Source organism: Niallia yueguangensis (assembly GCF_052663115.1).
Genome location: NZ_JBQTCX010000004.1, coordinates 228,617 through 254,177 on the forward strand (window position 1 = coordinate 228,617; position 25,561 = coordinate 254,177).

Consider the following 25,561-nt stretch of genomic DNA (forward strand, 5'->3'; position numbering starts at 1 on the left):
GAAGCGGCTCGGCGCTCGCCCCGCGGAAAGCGTGTGGTAAGCCACGGAAAACCGAACGAAAACCTTTTCGTTGCTTGGGTTGTCACTACCTATATTTTATAGCATTCACTTTTTCAGTGGCCTCAGCGTATGCGACGAGGAGGCTCGACGCTCGCTAAACGGACGAAGTGTATGCAGGCTGCGCGTTTAAAAGCAACAATCTATACGAAAACAGCCTAACTTAATAGCCTTTTAACTTCATTTTAATAATAGCTGCATATTCACGTATATATAAAGGGAATTTGACGCTTACAGGTGTTTTAGCTGCAAGTGGATATGCTTTTATTCCTTCTTTTTTGGCAATCGTCACTGCACGAAACAAGTGAAAGTCGTTGCTTACAATAACTGCTTCCTTGATATCATACAGTTCTTGTGAAAATTGAATATTTTCATAGGTTGTCGTGGAAGTGTCTTCTACTAATATATGATCTTCATCCACTCCTTTATCAAGAAAATAAGCTTTTAAAGCAGCAGCTTCAGTAATATTTTCTCCTCGTCCTTGTCCACCTGTAACGACTATTTTTGTGTTTTGATTATCTTCCCAATATTGAAAAGCTACTTCTGCACGAAAACGCAGCGCTTTTGATAATGTATCTCCATTTACTTTTGCACCTAACACAATTATATACGGACTATCATCAGGTGGAGTTTGATCCGCTGTTTTTTTAATTTGATAAAAATAGTAAGTTGATATCATTAAAACAATAATAGCCAATAATAATAGTAAATAATAAAATTTCTTCAAAAAATCTTCCTCCAATTATTCATAGATTCATTTTTTAAATAATAGAATAACTATTATTAGCCTCTTTATCCTTGAAAAGGAGAGGGACCTTTTTTTGTAAATGAAGATTATATTATTAAGCTTCCTTTGCAAGTGGATAGCAAAGAACATAAAAATAGATGCACTTGAGAAAAAAATGTTTCTTCCGTCACAATTTGTTGAACTTTTGTTACTGTAAGGAGAATAAAGTAATGGATATTCAAAAATATTACAAACAAACTGCTGCAGCCTCTTTAAATGCTAGTTTAATAAGTTGTATTCCTCTCTTGTTTTTAGTGATATTTTTTATAAAAATGCATTTCGGTAAATATGGTTTGTGGTATCTTTTTCCGTTTGTTGTTTACAGTGTAACATCGTATATTTTCTATTATATACATCAAAAGCGCTCTCAAAAGGCAGCTGCTATTAGGTCAACAGGAGCAGAGAAATCCCTTTTGCAAAAAAAAACGGTTGTACTTACTTTTCTTCCGGCACCTTCTTTAAGAATGTTGATTTTTGACGAGGAAGGAATAGTTGTTGGAGAAATTAAAGACGAAAAATTTCATCTGCTGCGTTGGTATCTTCCTTATTTTGTGGACAAGCTTTATCCAAAAAGCTACGGCTTTTATAATAGTCATGATATGCTTCAATATATATTTACAATAAAAGGGAATGTGATTGAAATTAAAAATAAAGAAGGAAAAAGGATCAGCAAAATAGTAGAACAAAAAACAGAAAATGTGACGAAAACTGAATTTATGTATGAAAAAAATAAAATTATGATGAAAAAAAGCTTGGCATTTACAGATTATCAATTTAATGATGCAAAAGGGATTGAGCTTGCAACTCTAAAAAAAGGCTGGATGCCGAAAGAATGGAGCTACCGCTTTATGAACCCTAATTTGCCGTTATTATCTATCAATCACTCTGCAAAGAATAAAGAAATTATCCATCTTTATGCATTGCTGACAAAAATATATGTTTACAGAAATCATTGAACAAATAATTGGACGGATCGAGTGTTCGATTGGTTTCAGTTTTTAAACATAAAATTTTCCATCATAAAGGAAGCGGAGTTGCTGTCCGTATATGTTTCAAAAGCTTGTTAAACGTTACGAACATCATAAAAGATAAGAGGTTACTGCATGTAACTTCTTCGAAAGTACATTCATTCTAATTATCGAGAAAGTCTCTCAAAGCCATCAAGTAAAGCCATCAAACTAACAGAATAATTTATCTTTCCGTTAGTTTGATGGCTATTTAAAGTCCCTCTGAGGTTTCGATTGCTAAAAGCAGTCACTCTATTTCTTTAACTGTCAAACGTTCTACTATTCGTCTTTTTCGGTAGAACATGATGGCTGCTTCAGCAATTGTCTCCATGCTGGAACGATTGGAAAAAGCACCAAATACAATGCCGATTACCGGTACCATTTGAAAAAGTTTTTTCCATCCAAAAGAGTCTCTATAGGCATAGACTACTTCACGCCAACCTTGTATTTCAGAAATAACTTCTCTCTGTACTTGGTCACTGTTTTGATCATAAGCGCTTAATTGTTCTAATATCGTTTTTTTGCCAACAATATCGGCAGACACAAATTGTAAACATTTCACGATGAAAATTCTTTCTTTTTTTTCATTCGGATTGTATCCGTGGCAGATCGCAATATCTTGCAACAATTTAATTTGCATAGCCAATAATACTGGTATATCAAGACTTAACGTTAAAAAACCACCAATACCAGTGCTGGCTCCTTGAAATGTTGCCCAATTTTTTCTGCTTTTTGCAATTTTTTCGCCTGCTTTTTTCATTTCATCAATCGGTAAATCTCTTACTTCATCAAGGGATGCAACAGAAAGATGCTGATAATATTTTTTTACAGAAGATACATTACTTAATATTGTTCCGCCGCTTTGAATATAATTTCCCATTTCATCCAACAGCTGTCCGATTTTATTTTGAATAAAAGCTGGTGTCCATTTATCCAATATTTTAAAAGGCAAGCGACTTAGTTTTTCCCAAAACCATAAATCCCCTTGTTCCTTTTCCCATTTATTTATGGAGGCTAATTCATTTTTTAAGTTATCTACAGTTTCCATTTATTTAGCTCCTTCAAAAGAAAATTACTTGTATTACATTAAGATTGTACTTTTTATACGGATAAGAATCAAAAAAGTTACAGTCTAAATCATTGTTATTGCTTTTCCTAAATTTTTAGAGTATTATTATATAAATTAAATAGCAAAGGATCATATAGTAAATATGATCGCCTTCGGGGTAGGGTGAAATTCCCAACCGACGGTGATGAGTGTTATCACTCTAAGCCCGTGACCCAGTTTATTAATTGATAATCTGGTTGATTTGGTGAGAAACCAAAGCCGACAGTAAAGTCTGGATGGGAGAAGGAATAACGAAGCTGCTGTCAATTTGTTTGGCGCGGATAGAATTGGGTGAAAAGTCATTCTTTTTTTGGATTGAATATAGTGTTGCTTCTTACGGGGATATTTTTTGTAAAGAACCGATAAGCAATGTTTATTGCTAAAAAAATGATTTTTTTCTGATTATTTGTTATGGAATTTTCCCGTATAGTTATATACGGGTTTTTTGCGTTATGAACGAGATTTCCGTGTTAAGGTTAAGGGAGATGGTTCTTTTATTTCCATTATTTCATACAAGACCATTAGTATAAAAAATCGGTTTCGTATTAAAATATCAGATAGCACCTATTCCGTTTATTTTCCACTTGCTAAACCTCTTATTATACTCCGAAGTTACTATTTATCTTTCCCCATATGTATTATTTACGGGATGAAGGAGGGTGTGTATTGTTTACTGGAATTATTGAAGAGAGAGGTACTGTAAAAAAAATCATAAAAAGCGGAAATTCTCTTGCGTTAACACTTCAAGCGAAAATAATCATGGCAGACATGAATTTAGGGGACAGTATCGCAGTGAATGGAGTTTGTTTAACGGTAACCTCTTTTGATCAAAATATATTTACAATGGATGTAATGCCGGAAACCTTTCAACAAACCTCTTTGCATTTATTAAAAGAAGGAGCGCTTGTCAATCTCGAACGGGCTATGCATGCAAATGGCAGATTTGGCGGGCATTTTGTCACAGGACATGTAGATTGTGTTGGTACCATCTTACATAAAAAAAAGGTGGAAAATAGTGTTGTATTCGATGTAGAAGTACCGAAGCAATATACACATCTATTGATAGAAAAAGGGTCTGTAAGTATTGATGGAACGAGTTTAACAATATTTCAAATAAGAGAACATGTTTTTACTGTTTCCATCATTCCCCACACGGCGGACTTGTCGATTGTTGGAAAAAAACAAGTTGGAGATATTGTAAACTTGGAGTTTGATATGATGGCAAAATATTTTTATTCTTTTATGAAAAATGACAAAGACATACAGACGAAGAAGACGAGTATTACATCTACATTTTTAAAAGAAAATGGATTTTATTAGTAATTTGTGTAAGAAAAGGCGGGGGTTATATGTTTCATTCTATTGAATTGGCAATAGAAGATTTAAAAAAAGGCAAAGTGATCATTGTTTGTGATGATGAAGACAGGGAAAATGAGGGAGACTTTATTGGACTTGCTGAGTTCGCAACAGCAAAAATGGTCAACTTTATGGCAAAAGAAGGCAGAGGATTAATTTGTGTGCCGATCAAAAAAGAGTTGGCAGAACAATTGGAGCTGTCATCAATGGTTGCTGTCAATAATGATCCTCGTGGAACAGCCTTTACTGTCAGTGTTGATCATAAAGAAACAACTACTGGTATAAGTGCCTTTGAACGATCTTTAACGATAACAAAAATGATTGATAATCAGGCAAAAGCAACCGATTTTACAAGACCAGGACATATTTTTCCGTTAATTGCAAAAGATGGCGGAGTATTAGAACGCAATGGACATACAGAAGCAGCGGTTGATTTAGCTGAGTTATGTGGAAGTGTCCATGCAGGGGTTATTTGTGAAATCTTAAATGAAGATGGAACGATGGCAAGAGTTCCGGAATTGATTCAAGTGGCAAAACAGTTTGATCTCAAAATGATCACTATAGAAGAGTTAGTAAAATATAAACAAAAATTACAACATACAAGGGAGATTGCAAAATGAAAAAAATATATGAAGGTCATTTAATTGGCAGTGAATTAAAAGTTGGGATCGTTGTATCCAGATTTAATGAATTTATCACAACAAGATTATTAGCAGGTGCAGAAGATGCGTTAAAAAGGCATGGAGTGGAAGAAGCAAATATATCTGTTATATGGGTGCCAGGTGTTTTTGAAATTCCGTTAGCAGCTAAAAAGTTAGCAGACTCTAATGAATTTGATGCAGTGATCACATTAGGAACAGTTATCCGTGGTGCGACCCCGCATTTTGATTACGTGAGCAATGAAGTGGCGAAAGGGGTTGCGAGTTCTTCTTTATCTTCTGGTGTCCCAATCATTTTTGGTGTTCTTACTACGGAAACGATCGAACAGGCTATTGAAAGAGCTGGTACAAAAGCAGGAAATAAAGGTTGGGAAGCAGCAGTCGGAGCGATTGAAATGGGCAACCTTTATAAACAATTTAAGTAATAAGACGATTCGAATCATTTTTATCATAAGGCTGTTTTCGTATAGAATGTTGCTTTTAAACGCGCAGCCTGCATACACTTCGTCCGTTTAGCGAGCGACGACCCTCCTCGTCGCATACGCTCCTGTGGGGTCTCGTCCTTCTCGCATTCCCACAGGAGTCTACGTGTATTAAGTCTGCTAAGAAACACTTTTCAAATGTTTTTTTATGTAAAAAACAACAAACTTTGAGAAAACAGCCTATTATAAAGACTTATCAGGGTGTCCTTTTGTTAAATTGGGATACCCTGATTTTTTTTAAAAAATGTAGCCTGGCGTATCCCATATACGTAATAAATGGAAAAAGAAAGAGACCATATGTTAAAATAGTTCTAGCTGTTTCATGAAAAAAATGGCAATATAGTAAGAGCTATGTAGAAAGATGTCGGTGGAAACTTACAAAGTTTAAATTGTATAAAGCTCCAAGTCAGAATGTCAAGGTCATAAAATGGCGGAGGGAATGAAATGGAAGTTTTTGTGGCGAGACAGCCGCTGTTTAATAGAATGGAAGAAGTATATGGTTATGAAATATTATATCGAAATAATGAAATAAATCATTTTCCAAATATTGATGGGGAACAAGCAACGGCAGATGTAATTATCAACAGTTTTTTAAATATAGGCATAGAAAAGTTGTCCCATGGAAAACCTTGTTTTATTAATTTTACGCAGCATTTATTAGAATTAAAATTACCTACTTATTTTCAGCCAAAAGATTTTGTTATTGAAATTTTAGAAACAGTAGTACCAAGTGAGAAAATCGTTAGAATTTGCCAAGAATTAAAGAGTTTAGGGTATAAAATTGCATTAGACGACTATGTTTTTGATAAACATAACTCCTATGCTTATGAATTATTATTGCTTGCAGATATTGTGAAAATTGATTTTATGAATACATCAGAAGAAACGAGAACGGAATTGGAAATGCTTGTGAAATCGTTAAATATTATCAAGCTTGCAGAAAAACTGGAAACAAGAGAAGCGTATGAAAAAGCAAAAAGCTTAGGGTATGAACTTTTTCAAGGATACTTTTTTTCTAAACCTTATATTATTTCCACACAGGATGTACCAACCTGTTCTCAGACTTACATTAATATTATGCAATTTATTTCTGCAAAAAACCCTAAAATTGATGTTATTTCAGACTTGATAGAACAAGATGTCTCCTTATCATACAAACTACTAAAACTAATTAATACCATTGGCTATGGATTAAAGCATAAAGTGACGAATATTAGACAGGCTATCGTCTTGCTTGGATTAAAGGAGCTAAAAAAATGGCTGTATGTTTTAGCCGTTCGAGAAAAGGATTCTCAAAATGGGATTTCACAAGAAATAATGAATCTTAGTTTAGTTCGAGCTAGAATGTGTGAATTAGTCGCAAAACTTTTACCGACTAGTACGAATCAATCGGGATATTTTTTAACGGGAATGTTTTCATTAATGGATAGTATATTGAATTTACCAATGAAAACGATATTAAAACAAGTACCGTTAGATGAGACGATTTCTGATGCATTAGTAGGAAAAAAGAATATACAAAGAGACGTATTAGATTTAGTGCTGGCTGTTGAGAAAGCAGAATGGACTACGGTTTCGAATAGTTGTAAGGAATTAATGATAGAAGAAAAAGAGCTGTTGCATACGTATACAGAGTCAGTTAATTGGTCGAAACAATTATTAGAAGAAAGAACTAGATAAGAGATAGAGCAAATATTTAACCGATATTTCGGATGAGTATTTGCTCTATTTTTGTTCAATGATTAGAAAAATTTTTGATATTTGGTGATGCTAGCTCAAGGCGATGGTGCTTTTCTACATAATCGGAAAGGAAATAATTGCAGGATTATGTTTAGAACAGTAAAATGGGAGAGAAAGATGCGAAAATGTTGGAGGAATTAGTATGAGAATTAATGTAAGAAAATGTCATGGCAGTGGAAATGATTTTTTGATCATAGATGAAATTTCAAACCCATATAACTTTTCTGAGCAAGAACGTGCTCAATTGGCTAAGGTCTTTTGCAACAGAAATACATCTCTTGGTGCAGATGGGATCTTATTTGTTTTGCCAAGTGAAGTGGCCGATGCAAAAATGCGTGTTTTTAACGCAGACGGTTCTGAAGCCTCTATGTGCGGCAACGGCATTCGTTGTGTTGCACGCTATGTTTGTGAATTATTGGATGTGAAAGAAGCGGTTATTGAAACAATGAAAGCAAATTTGGAAGTGAAAAAGGAAGAAGATATTTTTCCAGAGATCCCAACCTATTTAGTTGAGATTTCGCCAGTTTCATTTGATGTAAAGGATTTACCGCTGCATATCAACCAAAATACGCTGCTAAATGAAAAGCTGCCGGCATTAAATGACGAGTTAAGCTTTACGGCATTGGCAGTACCAAATCCACACCTTATTTCGATTGTCAATAAGGAGCAAATTGATTCGTCGCTTCAAGAAAATTTAAGTTCCTTTGTAAACGGTCCGAATGATTTATTTACAGATGGAGTAAATGTAAGCTTTGTCTATATTTTAGAAAAAGGCAGCATTTATGTCCGTACATTTGAAAGAGGGGTTGGATTTACAAACGCTTGTGGAACAGCGATGTCGGCTTCTTCTCTTGTTTCGATTCTAAATGGGTATAATCAAGTAGGCGAATATATAACTGTTTACAATAATGGCGGCAAAGTACGCTGTTTTGTACATGAAACAAACGGGAAATATCGAATTGATTTAATTGGCAATGCGACTTATGTATACGATGCGGAAGTTGAAGTAGAGCTAAACAAATCGGAAAATTTCACTATCAATAACAAAAAAGTAATGGAAGAAGAAGCAGTTTTATATGGAAAGCTTCAACAAAATGCACAACAATTTTTGCAAGAAAATTTAGTTTAAAAAGGTTTTTTTAAAACTGCTGTCCTATAGTGTCTCGCTACAACTGTTCCAATATGCCGGTTGGGTGTGATGCTATGTAAGGGGCAGTTTTTTGTTTATGAAAAAGGGGAGAAGGGGTTATGAAAAAAGTAATAACAATTTGGTTCGTTGTCATTTTAATGATAATGGCAGGCTGTTCGTTCAAAGATAAGGAAGAATCAACTTACAAGAAAGTGGAAGTGAAACTAGATAAAGCAATAGATGGGGATACTATTACTGTTCTTTATAAAGGGAAATCAGAAAAAGTAAGGTTTTTGTTAGTAGATACTCCGGAAACTTCCCATCCTCGATTAGGGGAACAGCCATATGGAAAGGAAGCAAAAGAGTTTACAAAAGAACTTGTCGAACAGGCGAAAACTCTGGAGCTTGAATTTGATATCGGTCAAAATCGGGATAAATATGGACGATTATTAGCCTATGTATATGCGGACGGCCAAATGATTCAAGAACAATTGCTGCAAAAAGGACTGGCAAGGGTTGCTTATGTTTACGCACCAAATACCCGCTATGTAGATCCATTTACTGCTATTCAAAAAAAGGCGCAGCAAGACGGAATTGGAATATGGAAAGTAGAAAATTATGCACAAGAAGATGGTTTTCATAAAGAATTAATTGGAGCAAGTGAAAAGTCAGAAAAAACAACGGCTACGACTAATGCATGCCTTATTAAAGGAAATATCACATCATCCGCGAAAATTTATCATACGCCCAATTCTCGTTCGTATAAACAAACAAAAGCGGAAGTGATGTTTTGCACAGAGGAAGAAGCTGTTAAAGCTGGTTTTCGTCCTCCTAAGCAATGAGGATGAGTTCCAGTTTTGTTGATTGAACATCTTTGGCATAAAATATATAACTCTCACTTGCATTACTTCTTATCCTTAAAAAGAATGATGTTATGCACAAGTTAAATTTGTGTATATCACCATATCTTAATACTTATTAAACTAAAGGGGCAATTAAATAACTACAACAAAAAAGGGCATCAATCCATCTTGGATCAACGCCGTCGATAATGGAATATTGTTCGTGATGCGAGGCTATTGTTTAACATCTTACATATTTGCGTTTAAAACCAAGCTTCCCTTTATCTACTTCCTTTTGAATACTTTCGTAAGCGTTTAGGATACTATTTTTTTTCTTGTCCCGTTTGACTTCTACTGGACCTACTGCCATTGCAGTTTCGACTGCCTTTTCATGGAGCGGCAAATAGGAAATCCCAACAGTATATAGAAAATTATTCATAGCAGATTTCGTTCGTTCTGGCGAATCATGAATCGTATTTTTCACAATTTCAAGCATGTTGGCAATCTTGCTCTCGGAAAATTCAACGTCTAAGCGATTCCCTAAAAGCCAACAGTAGCAACTCCAGCCCGCTGACATTTTCAGCTCTTTACCGCTTGCGATCCATTTATCAGCAACTTCTTGTGCAATATCTGCTTCCGCTAAAGTTACTGCTACCACATAATCGGACAGCATATAAAAATATGCCGAATCCATCCAACGATCAAAATCCGACACAGTCATTGCTTTTGGATCTGCAATAATGCCTGCAAAGTACATTGCGTCGTAGTTCCCTGTGGCATAAAGCTCATCAGCTAAAGTTTGATTTATTTTTATTTTCTTAGCTATTGGCTTCATTGCACCTGTTGCCACGCCAAAAAGCGGCTCATGGGCACCATTGGATATGTACATTTTTTTCGTTCGTTCCTTGCCAAGGGCTTCAAGCTCCTGCATTACTATTTCTAAATTCATCGTTTAACACTTCCTTCGTTTGGAGTTTTTTCCCTAATATTTTGCCCTGCAAATACATCACCATTATCCTATAACAAACTACCATTTGTCAGCAAAACTATTTGTAACCACACTTTACATTTAAAACCTAAACTACCATGCAGCAGGAAAAATCACTTGACATTGACACAATGTCAATCTTTATAATCAAGATAATTCAAAAAGCAAGGAGGAGATCCGTATTACCATAAATGAAGTGGTAAGGCAAACCGGCGTTAGCGCACGTTCCCTTCGATATTATGAGAAAAAGAAGCTGTTGATTCCGAAGCGAACCAAAAATGGATATCGGCATTACAGTCAAGCTGACATCGAGCGCATCCAACTGATCAAATTTTACTTAGGGCTTGGGCTCGGGACGAATGAAATCGCACGTATCGTAGAATGTCCTGAAAACGAGTCAGTCGATCATTACCAATGCGCATACGAGGCAATCTCACTCTATGAAAGGAAGCTAAAAGAAGTCCAGCAGCAAATAGAGGTACTCAAAGAGCAAGAAAACAAATTATTTGAAACGCTGTCATGCTGGAAAGAAATTAAGGATCGGTTAAATCAGGGGATCCCTCTAGAAAGAAAGGAAGCGTAAAACATGGAGAGAAGCACCGATACCCAAACGAATTCATCAAACATGAAAAAAAGTGTATTTTGGATCTATTACATCCTGTTTTTTGCCGTATTGAACGAATCGGTTTTTAATGTGTCAACCCCCGATATTGCCGAGCAGTTCGGGCTGAGTGCTTCCGGAGTGAGCTGGGTAATTACGGTCTTCATTACCATATTCGGTATGGGATCCGTTATTTTCGGAAAGCTGTCTGATTTGTTTAGCGTCAAAAAATTAATCACAATCGGAATCACCCTATATGGAACGGGCTCTATTTTGGGCTTTGCTTTGCAATCCTGGTACCCTGGGATTATAGTATCTCGAGCGATTCAAGGAGCCGGCGCATCCGCCATTCCAGCACTTATTATGGTCATTGTCGCCAAATATTTTTCACCATCAGAACGTGGGAACATGTTTGGTATCATTACATCTACCGTTTCCTTCGCGATCGGCATCGGGCCGGTACTCGGAGGTTATATCGCCGGATCGTTCCACTGGTCCTTTTTATTTCTTGTGCCGCTTCCTGCACTAGTCGCTATTCCTTTTTTCCAAAAGTTCCTTCCTGTAGAAAATACTGGGTCAGGAAAAGTAGATGTCCTTGGAGCCGTACTAGTGGGAATCACAGTCTCAACCTTGATTTTATTTACGACAGAAGCTAGCTGGTTTTATTTACTAATTGGTGTGATAACGCTCATTCTATTTATCGTACGTATCCGACGGGCTGATGAACCGTTTGTCGATCCTGCCCTCTTTACCAATCCGCTTTACCGCAGCGGACTCATCATTGGCTTTCTTACCTTTAGCACGGTTATGTCGATGATGTTTGTGATCCCGCTGATGCTAAGTAAAATGTACGGATTAACGACAGAGAACATTGGGCTCATCATGTTTCCGGGAGCTTTTAGCGCCGTCATATTCGGAAGAGTTGCCGGGAAGATGACGGTTAAGAGAGGTAGTCATTTTGTCGTATACTTGGGTCTGGCATTGATTGCCCTAAGTCTGCTTTTGCAGTCTTCATCCATCGGTCATTGGGTCTGGTACATTGCGTTGTCTCTCATCATTATGTACATTGGATTCTCGTTCTTGCAAACGGCATTAACGGAAAGTGTAACGCAAATATTGCCTCCTGATCGAATCGGAGTCGGCATGGGTTTTTATAACATGACGTCGTTTATTTCCGGAGCAGTAGGAACAGCTATAGTTGCCAGAGTAATGGAACAGGCAGTGCTCGCTTTTCCGTTGCATCCGTTCAGCTTAAACTCCGAGGCGTATTTGTACAGTAATCTCATCCTATTATTAAGTTTTGTTGTTCTGGCGAGTGCGATCTTGTATTACTTTACATTTGGAAAAAAGAACCCTCAAACGATGAAAGAATTGCGTAATGAACTTGATAAATCTGAAAACTAGAACGGATAGATTTAAATACCATCACTATTTTGCCCAAGTGTTACGATCACTTGGGCGTTATTTACTTTAAATATCTTTCAGTAAAATTTCCTCGATTATTTGTGCTGCTTCTTTATTTGAAAGTTGTTTATGGTAATTAGATATACACCTTTGATAATGATCCAATAAGCGGCTGTTTTTATGAAAAAATGAAAAAATGAATTGATCAAATGGTTGTTTTTGGTTTTTCCAATTGCTCATATCAAAAATAACACCGAGTTTTTTTAGTTGCTGCACATTTATTATTTCTTGTCCTGGCAATGCATGGTATATAAAAATAGGTTTTCTTTTGAATAAGCTTTCACTAATGGTAACTCCACCTGGTTTTGTGATAATTCCATCTATTTCGTCGTAAAGCATATTCATTTTGTCTTTGCATTGAATATATTTTAAAGGGATGATGTTAGATTTTCCTGTTTGTTTGATTTTTTTATATAAGTTTTCATTTTTTCCGCATAGAACAAAAAACTTTACATTTAGGTTAAGCTCTATCCTATTCACTAGTTCTTCTATTTCACCAACACCTAAATTTCCTCCAGTGATCAATAGTGACAAGCTAGAAGTGTTTTGTAAGGAAATGGGTTTTGTTTGTTTCTTAATTTTTGGATGAATAGGAATTCCTGTCATAAATATTTGTTCCTCTTTTAATCCTCTTTGTTTTAAAAATTCATTCATATGATGAGAGGCTATAAAGTGATAATCAATATTTTTCATTCCCCAAAGACGATGAATAAAATAATCAGTGTAAATATTAATAACTGGTGTATTTAGTTCTCCTTTTTCTTTTAACATATTTACCATATAAGAGGGGAGGGCATGTGTACATACAATAAGGTCTGGTCGCTTTTCTTTAATAACCTTCTTCATAAAGCTTAAGAATAATAGCTCATATAAACGATAACGTTTACTCTTATTAATATTTTTATATACACTGTTTTGATAGATCCAGTTATAAAAGTGCGGAATTGTTTGAATCCACTTTATATATGTTTTTGAAATAAAAGTCTCAACTCTTCCATAGCTGTAAGAAAGAATATCTATTTTTTCACATTTGATTTGTGGATGTTTAGTTGTTATCTTTTCCATGATTGCATTAGCTACTTGATGATGGCCAGAAGGAATTTGCAAAAAGGGAAAAAATAAAATGTTTTTTGCTTGTTTCATAATAAACCTCACAATATTATATAGGATTACTTTTTGTTTCCATCAATTCCCGAAACAAATTGCAGCTTATATCATTTATAATGAAAGCTTAGAAAGGGTGATGTTTATGAAATTGATTATATTGACAGCAATCATTGTCGTTTTATTTTATCTTTTTAAAAAAGCCTATAAAAATACACATGATGTCGTTCTTAATAAAATTAAAATAGATTCCGTACAGTCCATCAAAAATGCACCGACTTTAAAGATTCTCCAATTATCTGATTTACATCTTGAAAATATCTCCATCACTCCAGATCAGCTTTATGAAAAATTAAAAAATGAACCAATCGACTTAATTGCACTTACAGGAGACTTCCTTGACCGCAAACGGTCGATACCTAAACTAGTTCCTTATTTAAAAGTTTTGAATAAATTAAATGCACAATATGGCATTTATGCAGTTCTTGGCAATCATGATTATGTTTTACGTAATAATAACCTTCAACTATTAATTGAAACACTTGAACAGCACAATTGTAAGGTAATGAATAATGAGAATGAAACGATTATCGTCAAGGGGAAACTGTTAAATATTATTGGTATTGATGACTTTAGTACTAAGCGCAGTGATTTACCAGCTTCATACAAGAATATCAAGTTTGGGACAAATTTAGTATTAACACATGATCCAAACATTGTTCTTCATATGAAAAAATATCATTTTGACTACTTGTTATCAGGTCATTTTCATGGCGGACAAATTTGCTATCCGAAAGCCTATCACCTTGTAAAAATGGGCAAGCTAGCTAGAATGAATATTGTGAAAGGTCTTCATGTACAAGATGGTAAACCATATTATATTAATGAAGGTCTTGGACAAACAGGTGTTAATATCCGTGTCGGTAGCAGACCGGAAATAACATTGCATGAACTGTCATTAGCAGCTATAGAAAAAGACGAAGCGAATGCAATCTAATTTGAACTAAAAGGTGGTTAACAAGCCACCTTTATTTTCGATACAAACTTGATAGTTTATGTTTGGACATGAGTAAATAACTTGGCTGATACTTAAAAATATTGTTCTTGAAAGGGCTGTTTCGTGAAAGTAATGTGATTGGTAAAGAGCTTGTCCATTTAAACCATTTATAGATTCGATTAGTAAAATGAACGACTTCAAACCCTAATCTATCACAGCTTTTATTTAGGTTTGTGATGCCAATAATTCCTTTTATTTGTTGTGATTTTTTATGGTTACGGATATAAAGCTCTATTCCTGGCAATGAATGTTGAACAGAGCGAAAAATAATCTTTGCTTTTTTTAATTCACTTTTTGTATTTTTTAACTCCTTCAAAAGTTTTACATTATGCAGATGGATTTTGATTAATAGATCATTTTTTTTTATATTAGTACCATCTGATAATATAATGTTTTTTCCTTTGTATTTTGTAAGTCGAACACGAAAAATATTTCTGTCAGATCCTGTTTTTGGGAGATAAGTAAGACGACTGCATTTATAGTAAATGGGATCTAAAATACTCCAAATGGACAACAGATAACCCCTCATTCTTTTTTCTCCTTTTCAAATTCAATTACTATCTATAGTATTAAAATTTTAGTAAGGAATTATTTATGGTAATGATTTATGTGATTGTTAAAACTTACTAGAAAGGAGGGGGGAGGGGAAATTACTAAATACCTTTAGCTGACCTTCAACATCGGACGATTAATTACCTATCGACAACAAGATATGGTTGCTTTTAACGGTAAATGATCAGAAGCTGTTGTTTCTTTTATGATCACTTCTGCTTCAACAACCTGTAGTTCGGAACTGACAAATATGTAATCCAATCTAGCCCTTGGGCGAATCGATGGATAAGTATAGCCTGGCCCAATTCCTGCAATCTGCCAAGCATCTTGAACCTTGTTAGTTAATTTCCTCCATTGTCTGGATCCAGGTTTCATATTCCAATCTCCCATGATAATAACGGGATATGGAGACTCATGAAACTGATTTAAGATATAATTTGTTTGCTTTCTATGGAGATAAGGGTTGAGGCTTAAATGAGTAACCATGATTCGATATAACTTTTTGTTTATTTGAATGGTTGCATCAAGCAATGATCTTCCTTCAGTTAGTCCAGATATCAAATGAAAAGAATGGCTCTTTTTTGCTACGATTGGATATCGTGACAAAAGAGCATTTCCATATTGCCGTTCTGGTGTTGAATTTTTATGTTTTACTGAGAGAGAAGGACTGAAAGCGTACTCTAATTTTAATTGTTTTGCAAGCCAACTAATCTGATCTTGATAAAGACTTCGCTTAGAAAAATGTTTATCCACCTCGTTAAGGCCAATAATATCAGCCTCACTATTTTCAATTACTTCAGCTATTCTGTTAAGATTTAATTGTTTATCCATTCCTTTGCCGTGATGAATGTTAAACGTCATGACTCTGATTTCCACTATTTTATCCTCCTCTATTATGCTAAGTTTATTTACATACTTTTGTTACTAAGAACCGCAAGAATAATAAATTTATACTTTAACTATCCCCACCCAAAGCAAAAAACATGTAGTATATAGCCAAAAAAGAAGTTGTTATTCTTGGAAGATTATTTTAATAATAAACGAAACGAGTTAGGTAATTATATAGAAGTAATTTAATTCAAAGATTAAAGGAGAGAATACTAATGACCCAAAATAATCAACAAATTGATGTAAACCAATTAAATCAAGCAAAGGCGAATGTAACTCTTACTCAAAATTTACTAAATCAAGCGATTGAAAAGTCTTCATCTGATCCAACTTTAGCTCAAGAAGCAATCAAACAAGCTGCTACTGAAATTGCACAAGCCCAAACAGCAGTTAGTCAGGTTCAAAGTGCTTTTTTTATAGCCCAAAAATCTGAATAAAGGTGCTGCATTTATCCCTGTGACTCATATGTTGCAGGGATTTATTATTAATATTTAGAGATACCGATAGTATGGCCGAAAGCATCGTCCATTTCATTTTTATTACTAAACATTCTGCCTTGTAAAATTTAAGAATAGTTTAGATCCTTTACACTTTCTTTTTATTATTAAGTGAAAAAATGCTGATTTCGGTCGCATTCCTTGTTTACTTTTAAAACTTATTCCTAAAAATTTCCGTGTGCTCCACTTTAGGGATGGGTTATCACTTTGTTACATGAAAATAAGTGAGTTGTCTCTAAATAATTATACTTAAAAAATATTTCAATAGTTTTGATGGTTTTGGTTAAAAGAATAGGTCCTTTTGAATATAGTCTCTATCAGAAGACTTTTATTTATTGGGGGGATTGGCTTGGGGTACTATGTTAGGGTAGAGCCGGATGTTAACATTTATGTAGAAGATATAAATCCGATAAATGAGAAAACGATCTTTTTTATTCATGGTTGGCCTGCAAATCATAAGATGTTTGAATATCAATTTAATCAACTTCCTCAAATGGGTTATCGTTGTATCGGAATGGATCTTAGGGGATTTGGCCAGTCAGATAAACCTTGGAAAGGATATGACTATGATCGTTTGGCTGATGATGTTCGAAGTGTTATAGACGCTTTGAAGTTGCGAAATATTACGCTGGCCGGTCATTCCACAGGGGGAGCTGTTGCCATTCGATATGTGGCTCGGCACCATGGACATGGGGTTTCAAAGCTAGCTCTACTTGCAGCTGCTGCACCTAGTCTTATTCAACGGCCTTATTTTCCTTATGGTCAAAAAACTGAGGATGTAAAACAAATCATACAGGGGACTTATAATGACCGTCCAAATATGCTGCAAGGATTTGGTAATATGTTTTTCTTTCAACATGTAACAGAGCCTTTTTCAAATTGGTTTTTTCAATTGGGACTACAAGCCGCAAGCTGGTCCACCGCTATGGTTGCAAATACTTGGCTACATGAAGAAAGCCTATTTCAAGATATGGGGAAAATTCACGTTCCAACCCTTATTCTGCACGGAATTCATGACAAAGTATGTCATTTTCCGCTGGCCGAGGCGCAAAAACAAGGGATAAAAAATGCTAAGCTTGTACCTTTTAAATATAGCGGCCACGGGTTGTTTTGGGAGGAGCGGGATAAATTTAATAATGAATTGGCAAAGTTTATTGGATAACGGAGGAGAAATCTTGCAAAAGAAAATGTTAGGAATTTGTAATCAACCCGTTACTTATACAGGAGCGGGTTTTTGGTGTGCTTGTTAACAATGAAAAATAGTAATACGTTCAAAAATACAGAATAGAAAAGGAAGCTCTTTATTGTTTTTTGAAGGACTTCAGATATCGTTTTTTGTTCAAACTTTATGATTATAATGACTACATAATTATTAAAAAAGAAACAAGTGTATTGGGAAAGCAATTTTGGTATAAACTTCATATGGATTTAGTAAGTTTTTTAAAAACTTACTAAATCCTGTTGGAGAAGGGATGAAATCTCCTGTTATAAACTGTAAAATATTAACTTTCCACTTATGTAAGAGTACATTTGTCTTGTGGAGTATCAACAAAAGCTTGTATAGACGGCTGCCTAAGTGTATGTCCTTTGGTCCATTCCATAAATTGAACCTTCACTGTAATTTGAGGTTTGATCCATATTGCATCTTTTAACCTTTCAGGTTTATTAATAAATGGACGTTGGTTAACTAAAATTGGTTTTATTTTTTCAGTCAATTCTCTCCATTCTGACTTTTTTAATTTTCCAGTCCCAACATGTCCAATGTATAAAAATGCTCCTTTTTTATCGTATAAGCCAAGCAAAAGAGAATTTACAATGCCACTCCGTAAAGTTACACCGCCTACGACTGCTATTAAATCTTTATAATTCTTCACTTTTTTCCATCGGCTATCTTTACCATTGATAAGATACTGGCTGTCAAGGTTTTTTACGATTATTCCTTCCATATCTTGCTGTTTTATAGCTTCAAATAAAGCATCACCATCAGGATAAGAAGGCACAACTTGGATATGCTCATTCGGGACAATTATTTGCTCAAGTAAAGAAACCCTGTCTTTCAAAGGAAGTTTATTTTTCCACTCATTATTACAATAAATAACATCAAAAATCATATATGAAATAGGTACTTGTTCTTTCAATTCATTAACTCGTTCTAACCTTCGAATTCCGTCCCGGCGCATTACCTCGTGAAAAGAAGGCTTTCTGTCTTCCCCCAATGCAATAACTTCCCCATCCAAAATAACTGATTGCGACTTACAAAAAGTCTTAATGCTCGATATTTCTGGGTAATGAAAACTACGTTCATTTAATTTTCTGTTGAATAAGCGTACAGTATTTCCATCATAGTATGTAAGTATCCGGACGCCATCCCACTTAACTTGGGCAATCCATTGGTCACCTTCTGGAATTTGGTCTGTACTTACTGGCTCAAATGGAATGATAGGCTCTAAATTCATAAATTCACCTCTATTTTTTCCATAGTTTGAACATAATATATGAAAAATATTAGGGTCTTAGGATACAGATATTATAAATGGATTTTTCAGAGTATTTTTTAAGAGTTTTGATTTGCTTGTTGATTCATTAAGTGAAGAAAAGTCCCACGGTTGGTAGTGAAACCCATTGGTCGTTTACAAAACGAAGGAGTCAAAAGTAAACCTTTATTAAAAGGATACGTTTTTTAATACAGGTTTGCTTTTATAGATAAATGTGTATCAAAGAATAACAGTGAATAACAGTTTTCAGATAAATGCGTATTAAAAGAAAAAATTTTCAGATAAATGTGTATTAAAACATAAAAACAAAGAGTTAAAAAATAATGAAAGCGCTTAATACTCTTTTGTGGCATGTAACTTGCATTGTTAATTAGTGCAAGACATTAAAAGAGGGGAGCAACACATATGATTTCAGTGACTAATAGTGACTATGGGGGGTTGATGCAGTATTAAAAGGATCTGCAGGAATGGGATTTGGCGAAGTCAACCTGATGACAGTGCCTTTCTTAATAGGAAAAGACAAACAAACACTTCAAGAAAATCTAAACAGATGCCAAAGGACATACCTGAAGATAAAGAGGGATTCCTTTTTTAGTGGATATATTTGGAGGGACATTGTATAACGCAGTTTCTGCATATATGGTAGATAACCTTTGTTCAAGTAGACTCATATTCATATCCCAAGCATTGTTTCGAGAGTTAAATATTATGTTAGAAAAGTGAATGTTCAAACTAAACAAAATGTGTTTGATATAACATTTCATCTGGTTTATTGTCTTTAGAGTTGTCGTTATTGGTTACATGGACGCTGTATAAAATTACAAATATTACCAGTGTCAACTGGAGGAACAATCCCAAATAAAATCTACTGAATGTACGAAAGAAAGTATCAATTAACGCTTTTTATCACATGTTTGGAGGTGCTATCGTGGTTTCATTTAAAACATTGATATCTTTAAAAATGTCGTCCCGTAAGCGTCACCTGCTTAGGGCGGCAGTCGGATTGGCTGCTCTGACCGGCCTAACAGTTGGTTATCCATTCGGAACGTACGCTGTTGGAATATCCACAGGTTCCGGGCACGTCCCGGGAGATCAGGACACCTATCAGGAATCCTATCGGCCTCAGTTTCACTATTCGCCGGCCAAAAACTGGATGAATGATCCTAATGGATTAATTTATTATAAAGGCGAATATCACCTGTTCTATCAATATAACAAGTATGGGATGACGGGAGGGCATGCTTCGTGGGGTCATGCTGTGAGCAAGGATCTTATGCATTGGAGGGAACTTCCTGTTGCTATTCCAGTAGATGCCAATGAGGAAGTTTGGTCGGGTGGTGTTGTATTTGATAAGACCAATTCAAGCGGGCTAGGAACATCCGAGAATCCTCCGCTGGTCGCCGTTTATACTCGTGCTGTGAAGGATAGTGGACTTCAGCAGCAAGCCTTGTCCTACAGCACCGACGGCGGTACCACGTGGACGAAGTACGCCGGAAATCCGGTGCTTGACATCGGATCTCACAATTTTCGAGATCCCAAAGTCTTTTGGTACGAACCGACAAAAAGCTGGCGAATGGTAGTAGCCTTGTCGGATCAGCATAAGGTGGCTATTTACTCCTCACCGAACTTAAAAAGCTGGTCATTGCTTAGCGAGTTCGGTCCTGCGGGAGTCACTAGCTCTGTCTGGGAGTGCCCAGACCTATTTCCCATGGCATTGGACGGCAACAAAAACAACATGAAATGGGTAATGACGGTCAATGTCGCTGGAAAAGCCGAGTATTTTATCGGGAACTTCAACGGAACCAGATTCACTGATGATGAACCGGTGTATACTCCGCCAACCGGTACCATTCTCAACGATTTTGAGGGTCCAGACTACGGTTTATGGACGACAACAGGAACGGCTTTCGGCACAGGTCCAGTCAAGGACGATCTTGGTCCGATAGGATACCTCGGACACGGGTTTGTAGATAGCTTCCATGGCAGCGACAGCGAGGTAGGAAGCCTAATATCGCCGGAATTTACGATCAATCAAAATTATCTAAATTTTCTTATTGCAGGCGGTAACCATCCTTATGTAGATGGTGCTTCGACCGCCCCGCCTCCCGGACAGGTCTTGGAAGACTTTGAAGAATCCAGCCTGTTCAGCTGGACTGGGACTGGTGATTTCGCTGGAATCGTACCGACCAGGGAAAATTTGAGTGGTCAGTTGGGAAATCAGGTTTTGGACACGTGTCAAACCGCCAGTTGTGATAGAGCAGAAGGTACCGTGACGTCCCCGACGTTCATCATTGGCTCTGATTTCATTAATTTCCTTATTGCCGGAGGAGATCATCCTGCCTCAACGGGTCATCCTACGGTTCTCAACCTTGTTATCGATGGCAATGTTGTTGCCAGCGCTACCGGTAATAATAGTGCAAATTTGGACTGGTCGGTCTTCGATGTTTCGAAGTATCGCGGTAAGCAGGCGACATTACAGATCATTGATCAAAACGATGGAAGCACCGGTTGGGGTCATCTCATGATCGATAACATCGTCTTTTCCGATGTGAAGGCTAAACCATGGGCTATGGAAACCGCTGTAAATCTTTTGGTGAACGGTCAGGTTGTGCGTACCGCAACTGGAAACGACAGCGCTGCGTTAGACTGGACGTCCTGGGATTTGCGCGATCTGCAGGGGAAACAGGCTCAGATTCAAATAGTTGACCGAAACACAGGGGGATGGGGACACGTACTGGCTGACCAGTTCACCCTGGCCGCTGCTCCTGCCACCAACGCTCTACAGCGGGCTCGTTGGATTGACCATGGACAGGACTTTTATGCGGCGGTTACCTACAATGATGCACCAAAAGATCGGCGGATTATGATTGGATGGATGAACAATTGGAACTATGCTAATGATATCCCAACTTCGCCTTGGCGGGGGGTGCAGTCTCTTCCACGAGAACTGAAGCTACAAACCATTGACGGTACGCCTCAGATCGTTCAGTCACCTATACAATCTGCTGCGCATTTGGCACGAGAGGCGAAATACAAGCTTAGACACGCAACTCTTGCTGAGGGCGAAACCAATCTCGGCTCTAAAGCCTCGGGCAAAGCATACCGCTTGGATGTCACGTTCAAGCCTAACACGGCCAAAAGCTTTGGGGTGAATGTCCGAACCGGAAATGGTGAACGAACTGTGATCGGGTACGATGTTGCAGGTGAACAACTCTACCTTGACAGAACACAATCGGGACAAGTCAATTTTAACTCATCTTTTCCTAGTGTGAAACGCGTAGCGGTACCCGTCCGCGATGGCAAGGTATCACTGCAGATCTATGTGGACTGGTCCTCAGTGGAAATTTTCGCCGATGGCGGCCGAGTAGCCATAACCGACCAGATTTTCCCTAGCGCTACCAGTGATGGTATTCAGCTGTTCTCCACAGGGGGAGAAGCTGTGGTTGATAACCTCGAGGTTTCGGCAATGTCCTCTGTCTGGTTCCATAAGAATATTGATAACTAAGTCAAATGGATGAGCTTTGTTTCAATTGAGATCTCGAATGAAGGTCCATAGCAGCCCTCATACTCTGCTTTTTGAAAGCATGGGGGGATTTATGCTGTGTATTCTTCAGAGAGTTGATGGGCTAATTTTAAATAATGATGCACAATAAAGCACCTTCCAAAATGGTACATTGTAATAAATACTGAAATCGGAGGTGTTTTTGCATAGGCAAAAACGTGTATCCAAGTGAAATGGGCTGTCAGAAATAGGACAAAATCAATAAAATTTAAAATTTAAGATGGTGATATAGCAACATTCTCGAATATGAAAAGGGGCTTTCAGAAGTTGAAAAATCGACTTCTGAAAGCCCCTTATTAAGAGATTGTTATTTATACTTTGTCTAATTAAAATCCGGATATTAAACAAACAACATTGGTAGCCATTAAGGACCAAATTAACACTTCAATACCATTAAGTTTGAGGGGGAATTAATCTAAGGGCTTTGTGTGTATTAGTTAAGATGACATCCATTGCCCTCCATTAACATGAAGCGTTTGCCCGGTCACAAAACGTGAATCATCGGACGCGAGGTATACAAAGGTAGGGGCAACTTCAAAAGGCTGACCTTGACGCTGCATTGGATTATCCACTAGTGTAACTTCGTCTGCAGAGAAGCTTGCTGGGATGAGGGGAGTCCATATCCTGCCAGGAGCAATGGCGTTTACCCGGATGCCCTTATCTACTAAATTATTCGCTAATGCACGTGTAAAACCAATATTAGCTCCTTTAGTAGCTGTATAATCAATCAATTGCTCATATCCAACATATGTTACAACAGAGGAAGTATTAATTATGGAGCCTCCAGCTTTTAAGTATGGAAGTGCTGCACGAGTGGTGTAGAAATGAGAGTAGATGTTCACCTTAAAAGTATCATCGAACTGCTCATCAGTAATGTCAAGTAAGCTCAATTGCTGAAACTGGATACCAACATGGTTACAAAGAACGTCTAGCTGCCCAAATGTTTGGATAGTTTTTTCCACGATGTCGATGCACTGCTGTTTTTCTCTTAAGTCTCCTGGCAATAATAAACAGCGTTGTCCGAGTTCTTCAATTCTTGTCTTCGTACGATTCGCATCTTCATGCTCATCTAGATAAGCAATGGTAACATCCGCACCTTCTTTAGCAAAAGCGATGGCTGCTGCTGCACCCATTCCGCTATCACCACCAGTGATAAGTGCAACCTTGCCTGCTAATTTTCCGCTTCCTTTATAATTCGGATTTTCAATAATTGGTCTTGGAACCATTAACTTTTCTACACCTGGCTGGCGAAACTGACGTTGTTCTGGAACAGTGATCGGAACATCTTCGTAGCGTGTTATTTTTCCATAATTAGGATACATTGGATAACCTTTTTCATTTCCGCTTTTATGATTTTTGTAGTCATCTTGTGACATAGTTGTCCTCCCCTAAATAACCATTTTCCAGTTACTTTATGTAATATAGGCTAATAAAGTGCAGGGTATTATTTAACTGCCTAGATGTATAACCATTATTGCTGGTACGGGCTCAATACCATAGAAAATTGAATAAGGTGAGTATAAAAGAATCGTTTCAAGGAGGTTATTTCTATACAATATTATAATCCTGAAGTAAAGTTATTGTTAGTAGCTCATTCTGATGAAAAAGTGGAGGTGCTATATGATTCCAACCCTTATATTTATCAAATGCCCAAAATAGGACCTAGACCCCCATATTATTGTAATCCACGGTATGAACAGTATTATCCTGTTATCTAGTCGTACTTAAAAGGAGTAACGCCAACATTTCGGATATTTTTTATGCTAAGCGAATTTAAACCTAAAAAAGTCGATTTTTTGTACATTAAAAAATGACTTTTTTAGATCGCAAATGTTGTTTTTAGTAGACATAAACAGCCCTCGTTTGATTAATAAAAACAAGGGCTGTTTTACCTTTATGTTGATGTGTTTTTATTAAATGTAGTTTGTTTATTTCTTTTAATGCTGGTTGAAGGCATTATAGTTGCAAAAGAAATGTTTTCGAAAGAAAATTAAATAAATAGCAAAAAAAGGGAAGGAATTATGAAAAAAATAATGATTTATTTATTCGTTTTTTTAGTTGTATTATGTACTGTCATTTTATTGTATTTAAACTTACATCCAGTATTCGGAGGAAACCCAAGTAATGAACAAAAAGAGAAATATGAGAAGTTTGATAATTATGTTAACGGGAAATTTGTTAATCAAGTGCCAACAAAGATGGACTTGAGTGCATCTGATTACTTCTCCATGTTTAAGGAATCTATTTCAGGGAGTAAAGATCGAAATCCTGCCGGCCAAATTCCTGTTTCCGAGATTGATTGGAACAAAATTAAAAGTGAAGAAGATAGTTTAACTTGGTTTGGGCATTCTGCTTTTTTACTTAGTATTGATAATAAAAAGATACTCGTAGACCCTATGCTAGGTCCAATTGCTTCTCCAGTTTCTTTTGCAGGAAGCAAACGCTACAGTGAAGATATGTTGGATATTATTGATGAAATGCCGCCTATTGATGCTGTCTTTATTACCCATGATCATTACGATCATTTGGATTATCCATCCATACGAAAGCTGAAGGACAAGGTAGGGCATTTTTTCGTTCCTTACGGTGTAAGTGCTCACTTGATCCGTTGGGGAGTTGCAAAAGAAAAAATTACAGAACTTAATTGGTGGGATGAAACCAAGTTCCAAGGTTTAACCGTTGCATTGACTCCATCCAAACACTTCTCTGGTAGAGGTCTTTTTAATCGAGATACGACTCTATGGGGTGGTTGGGTTATTCTTGGAAAACATACCCGTTTTTATACGAGCGGAGATGGAGGTTATGATGCACATTTTAAGGAAATCGGTGAAAAATATGGACCTTTTGATATCGCTTTAATTGAAGGCGGTCAATATGATAGACGATGGTCTTGGGTCCATATGAAACCAGAAGAATCTGTACAGGCTCATTTAGATGTAAAAGGGAAGAATATGATGTTAATTCATTGGGGAGCATTTACCCTTGCGTATCATAGTTGGACAGAACCTATAGAACGAGCATTAATAGAGGCAAAGAAAAAAGGTGTGAATTTATTCGCTCCTAAAATTGGTGAAACTGTTCCATTAAATGGAGAGTTATCCATTCCTATTACTTTATGGTGGGAAAAATAAGTTGGAAAACCACACAAATTATTAGTTACTGGACGCTCTCCGACTAAAAAACAGG

At 36.6% G+C, this 25,561-nt stretch carries 21 protein-coding genes, 1 pseudogene and 1 riboswitch; of the genes and pseudogenes, 14 read left to right on the top strand and 8 right to left on the bottom strand.

What is annotated here, in order from left to right:
- Positions 1-220 precede the first annotated feature (220 nt).
- The gene (locus ACTYA4_RS05990) at positions 221-784 is read right to left on the bottom strand and encodes a YdcF family protein (protein ID WP_443479843.1); all 564 of its coding nucleotides are present in this window, start codon (positions 782-784) and stop codon (positions 221-223) included.
- A 230-nt stretch (positions 785-1,014) separates the two neighbouring features.
- Between ACTYA4_RS05990 and ACTYA4_RS05995 the strand changes: the two genes are divergently transcribed.
- On the top strand, positions 1,015-1,800 hold the full coding sequence (locus tag ACTYA4_RS05995) for a hypothetical protein (RefSeq protein WP_443479842.1): 786 nt from the start codon (positions 1,015-1,017) through the stop codon (positions 1,798-1,800).
- Between the two features lie 298 nt (positions 1,801-2,098).
- Here the strand turns inward: ACTYA4_RS05995 and ACTYA4_RS06000 are convergent, their stop codons facing one another.
- Entirely contained in the window at positions 2,099-2,899 is an 801-nt protein-coding gene (locus ACTYA4_RS06000; protein WP_443479841.1) for an EcsC family protein, read from the bottom strand.
- A 165-nt stretch (positions 2,900-3,064) separates the two neighbouring features.
- Positions 3,065-3,211: riboswitch (FMN riboswitch) on the top strand.
- A 414-nt stretch (positions 3,212-3,625) separates the two neighbouring features.
- Between ACTYA4_RS06000 and ribE the strand changes: the two genes are divergently transcribed.
- The 6 genes and pseudogenes from ribE to ACTYA4_RS06030 all read left to right on the top strand — a co-directional run bounded on the left by ribE (position 3,626) and on the right by ACTYA4_RS06030 (position 9,167).
- Positions 3,626-4,279: a riboflavin synthase gene (gene ribE, locus ACTYA4_RS06005; RefSeq protein ID WP_443479840.1), complete on the top strand. Its 654-nt coding sequence runs from the start codon at positions 3,626-3,628 to the stop codon at positions 4,277-4,279.
- Between the two features lie 29 nt (positions 4,280-4,308).
- A pseudogene (gene ribB, locus ACTYA4_RS06010) lies at positions 4,309-4,905 on the top strand (3,4-dihydroxy-2-butanone-4-phosphate synthase); the annotation flags it as partial.
- Between the two features lie 26 nt (positions 4,906-4,931).
- Entirely contained in the window at positions 4,932-5,399 is a 468-nt protein-coding gene (gene ribH, locus ACTYA4_RS06015; protein WP_443479839.1) for a 6,7-dimethyl-8-ribityllumazine synthase, read from the top strand.
- A 501-nt stretch (positions 5,400-5,900) separates the two neighbouring features.
- Positions 5,901-7,136: an EAL and HDOD domain-containing protein gene (locus ACTYA4_RS06020; RefSeq protein ID WP_443479838.1), complete on the top strand. Its 1,236-nt coding sequence runs from the start codon at positions 5,901-5,903 to the stop codon at positions 7,134-7,136.
- A 202-nt stretch (positions 7,137-7,338) separates the two neighbouring features.
- Complete coding sequence (dapF, locus tag ACTYA4_RS06025) at positions 7,339-8,325, top strand: diaminopimelate epimerase (protein WP_443479837.1); 987 nt, start codon at positions 7,339-7,341, stop codon at positions 8,323-8,325.
- 119 nt (positions 8,326-8,444) lie between these two features.
- Positions 8,445-9,167, top strand: coding sequence for a thermonuclease family protein (locus ACTYA4_RS06030; protein WP_443479836.1), 723 nt, complete (start codon positions 8,445-8,447; stop codon positions 9,165-9,167).
- A gap of 241 nt (positions 9,168-9,408) precedes the next feature.
- On the opposite strand, the gene ACTYA4_RS06035 is transcribed toward ACTYA4_RS06030, so the two are convergent.
- Positions 9,409-10,116, bottom strand: coding sequence for a DNA alkylation repair protein (locus tag ACTYA4_RS06035; RefSeq protein ID WP_443479835.1), 708 nt, complete (start codon positions 10,114-10,116; stop codon positions 9,409-9,411).
- Positions 10,117-10,351: 235 nt separating this feature from the next.
- Between ACTYA4_RS06035 and ACTYA4_RS06040 the strand changes: the two genes are divergently transcribed.
- A complete protein-coding gene (locus ACTYA4_RS06040; RefSeq protein ID WP_443479834.1) occupies positions 10,352-10,738 on the top strand; it encodes a MerR family transcriptional regulator in 387 nt (128 codons plus the stop codon).
- A 3-nt stretch (positions 10,739-10,741) separates the two neighbouring features.
- Entirely contained in the window at positions 10,742-12,160 is a 1,419-nt protein-coding gene (locus ACTYA4_RS06045; protein WP_443479833.1) for an MFS transporter, read from the top strand.
- A gap of 66 nt (positions 12,161-12,226) precedes the next feature.
- Here ACTYA4_RS06045 and ACTYA4_RS06050 read toward each other — a convergent pair whose 3' ends face one another.
- A complete protein-coding gene (locus tag ACTYA4_RS06050; protein ID WP_443479832.1) occupies positions 12,227-13,363 on the bottom strand; it encodes an MGDG synthase family glycosyltransferase in 1,137 nt (378 codons plus the stop codon).
- Positions 13,364-13,469: 106 nt separating this feature from the next.
- On the opposite strand from ACTYA4_RS06050, the gene ACTYA4_RS06055 reads away from it, so the two are divergent.
- Positions 13,470-14,321, top strand: coding sequence for a metallophosphoesterase (locus tag ACTYA4_RS06055; RefSeq protein WP_443479831.1), 852 nt, complete (start codon positions 13,470-13,472; stop codon positions 14,319-14,321).
- Positions 14,322-14,352: 31 nt separating this feature from the next.
- Here ACTYA4_RS06055 and ACTYA4_RS06060 read toward each other — a convergent pair whose 3' ends face one another.
- Positions 14,353-14,910 (bottom strand): YkoP family protein, encoded by a 558-nt coding sequence (locus tag ACTYA4_RS06060; protein ID WP_443479830.1) that lies wholly within the window; start codon positions 14,908-14,910, stop codon positions 14,353-14,355.
- 167 nt (positions 14,911-15,077) lie between these two features.
- Positions 15,078-15,809 carry an endonuclease/exonuclease/phosphatase family protein gene (locus ACTYA4_RS06065; RefSeq protein ID WP_443479829.1) on the bottom strand — a complete coding sequence of 244 codons (732 nt, stop codon included), beginning with the start codon at positions 15,807-15,809 and terminating at the stop codon, positions 15,078-15,080.
- 227 nt (positions 15,810-16,036) lie between these two features.
- Here ACTYA4_RS06065 and ACTYA4_RS06070 point away from each other — a divergent pair, with 227 nt between their 5' ends.
- Positions 16,037-16,258: a hypothetical protein gene (locus tag ACTYA4_RS06070; RefSeq protein ID WP_443479828.1), complete on the top strand. Its 222-nt coding sequence runs from the start codon at positions 16,037-16,039 to the stop codon at positions 16,256-16,258.
- 409 nt (positions 16,259-16,667) lie between these two features.
- Positions 16,668-17,480: an alpha/beta fold hydrolase gene (locus tag ACTYA4_RS06075; protein ID WP_443479827.1), complete on the top strand. Its 813-nt coding sequence runs from the start codon at positions 16,668-16,670 to the stop codon at positions 17,478-17,480.
- 352 nt (positions 17,481-17,832) lie between these two features.
- Here the strand turns inward: ACTYA4_RS06075 and ACTYA4_RS06080 are convergent, their stop codons facing one another.
- Complete coding sequence (locus ACTYA4_RS06080) at positions 17,833-18,774, bottom strand: ATP-dependent DNA ligase (protein ID WP_443479826.1); 942 nt, start codon at positions 18,772-18,774, stop codon at positions 17,833-17,835.
- 967 nt (positions 18,775-19,741) lie between these two features.
- Here ACTYA4_RS06080 and ACTYA4_RS06085 point away from each other — a divergent pair.
- Positions 19,742-22,318: a GH32 C-terminal domain-containing protein gene (locus tag ACTYA4_RS06085; RefSeq protein ID WP_443479824.1), complete on the top strand. Its 2,577-nt coding sequence runs from the start codon at positions 19,742-19,744 to the stop codon at positions 22,316-22,318.
- A 494-nt stretch (positions 22,319-22,812) separates the two neighbouring features.
- Here the strand turns inward: ACTYA4_RS06085 and ACTYA4_RS06090 are convergent, their stop codons facing one another.
- Complete coding sequence (locus tag ACTYA4_RS06090; RefSeq protein ID WP_443479823.1) at positions 22,813-23,751, bottom strand: SDR family oxidoreductase; 939 nt, start codon at positions 23,749-23,751, stop codon at positions 22,813-22,815.
- Positions 23,752-24,408: 657 nt separating this feature from the next.
- On the opposite strand from ACTYA4_RS06090, the gene ACTYA4_RS06095 reads away from it, so the two are divergent.
- Positions 24,409-25,506 (top strand): MBL fold metallo-hydrolase, encoded by a 1,098-nt coding sequence (locus ACTYA4_RS06095; protein ID WP_443480160.1) that lies wholly within the window; start codon positions 24,409-24,411, stop codon positions 25,504-25,506.
- The last annotated feature ends 55 nt before the right edge of the window (positions 25,507-25,561 follow it).

Bases quoted from the DNA above. Each gene is read 5' to 3' on its own strand.
- ACTYA4_RS05995 (WP_443479842.1), top strand. From the start codon at position 1,015: ATGGATATTCAAAAATATTACAAACAAACTGCTGCAGCCTCTTTAAAT.
- ACTYA4_RS06000 (WP_443479841.1), bottom strand. From the start codon at position 2,899: ATGGAAACTGTAGATAACTTAAAAAATGAATTAGCCTCCATAAATAAA.
- ribH (WP_443479839.1), top strand. From the start codon at position 4,932: ATGAAAAAAATATATGAAGGTCATTTAATTGGCAGTGAATTAAAAGTT.
- ACTYA4_RS06020 (WP_443479838.1), top strand. From the start codon at position 5,901: ATGGAAGTTTTTGTGGCGAGACAGCCGCTGTTTAATAGAATGGAAGAA.
- dapF (WP_443479837.1), top strand. From the start codon at position 7,339: ATGAGAATTAATGTAAGAAAATGTCATGGCAGTGGAAATGATTTTTTG.
- ACTYA4_RS06030 (WP_443479836.1), top strand. From the start codon at position 8,445: ATGAAAAAAGTAATAACAATTTGGTTCGTTGTCATTTTAATGATAATG.
- ACTYA4_RS06035 (WP_443479835.1), bottom strand. From the start codon at position 10,116: ATGAATTTAGAAATAGTAATGCAGGAGCTTGAAGCCCTTGGCAAGGAA.
- ACTYA4_RS06045 (WP_443479833.1), top strand. From the start codon at position 10,742: ATGGAGAGAAGCACCGATACCCAAACGAATTCATCAAACATGAAAAAA.
- ACTYA4_RS06050 (WP_443479832.1), bottom strand. From the start codon at position 13,363: ATGAAACAAGCAAAAAACATTTTATTTTTTCCCTTTTTGCAAATTCCT.
- ACTYA4_RS06055 (WP_443479831.1), top strand. From the start codon at position 13,470: ATGAAATTGATTATATTGACAGCAATCATTGTCGTTTTATTTTATCTT.
- ACTYA4_RS06060 (WP_443479830.1), bottom strand. From the start codon at position 14,910: ATGAGGGGTTATCTGTTGTCCATTTGGAGTATTTTAGATCCCATTTAC.
- ACTYA4_RS06070 (WP_443479828.1), top strand. From the start codon at position 16,037: ATGACCCAAAATAATCAACAAATTGATGTAAACCAATTAAATCAAGCA.
- ACTYA4_RS06080 (WP_443479826.1), bottom strand. From the start codon at position 18,774: ATGAATTTAGAGCCTATCATTCCATTTGAGCCAGTAAGTACAGACCAA.
- ACTYA4_RS06090 (WP_443479823.1), bottom strand. From the start codon at position 23,751: ATGTCACAAGATGACTACAAAAATCATAAAAGCGGAAATGAAAAAGGT.
- ACTYA4_RS06095 (WP_443480160.1), top strand. From the start codon at position 24,409: ATGATTTATTTATTCGTTTTTTTAGTTGTATTATGTACTGTCATTTTA.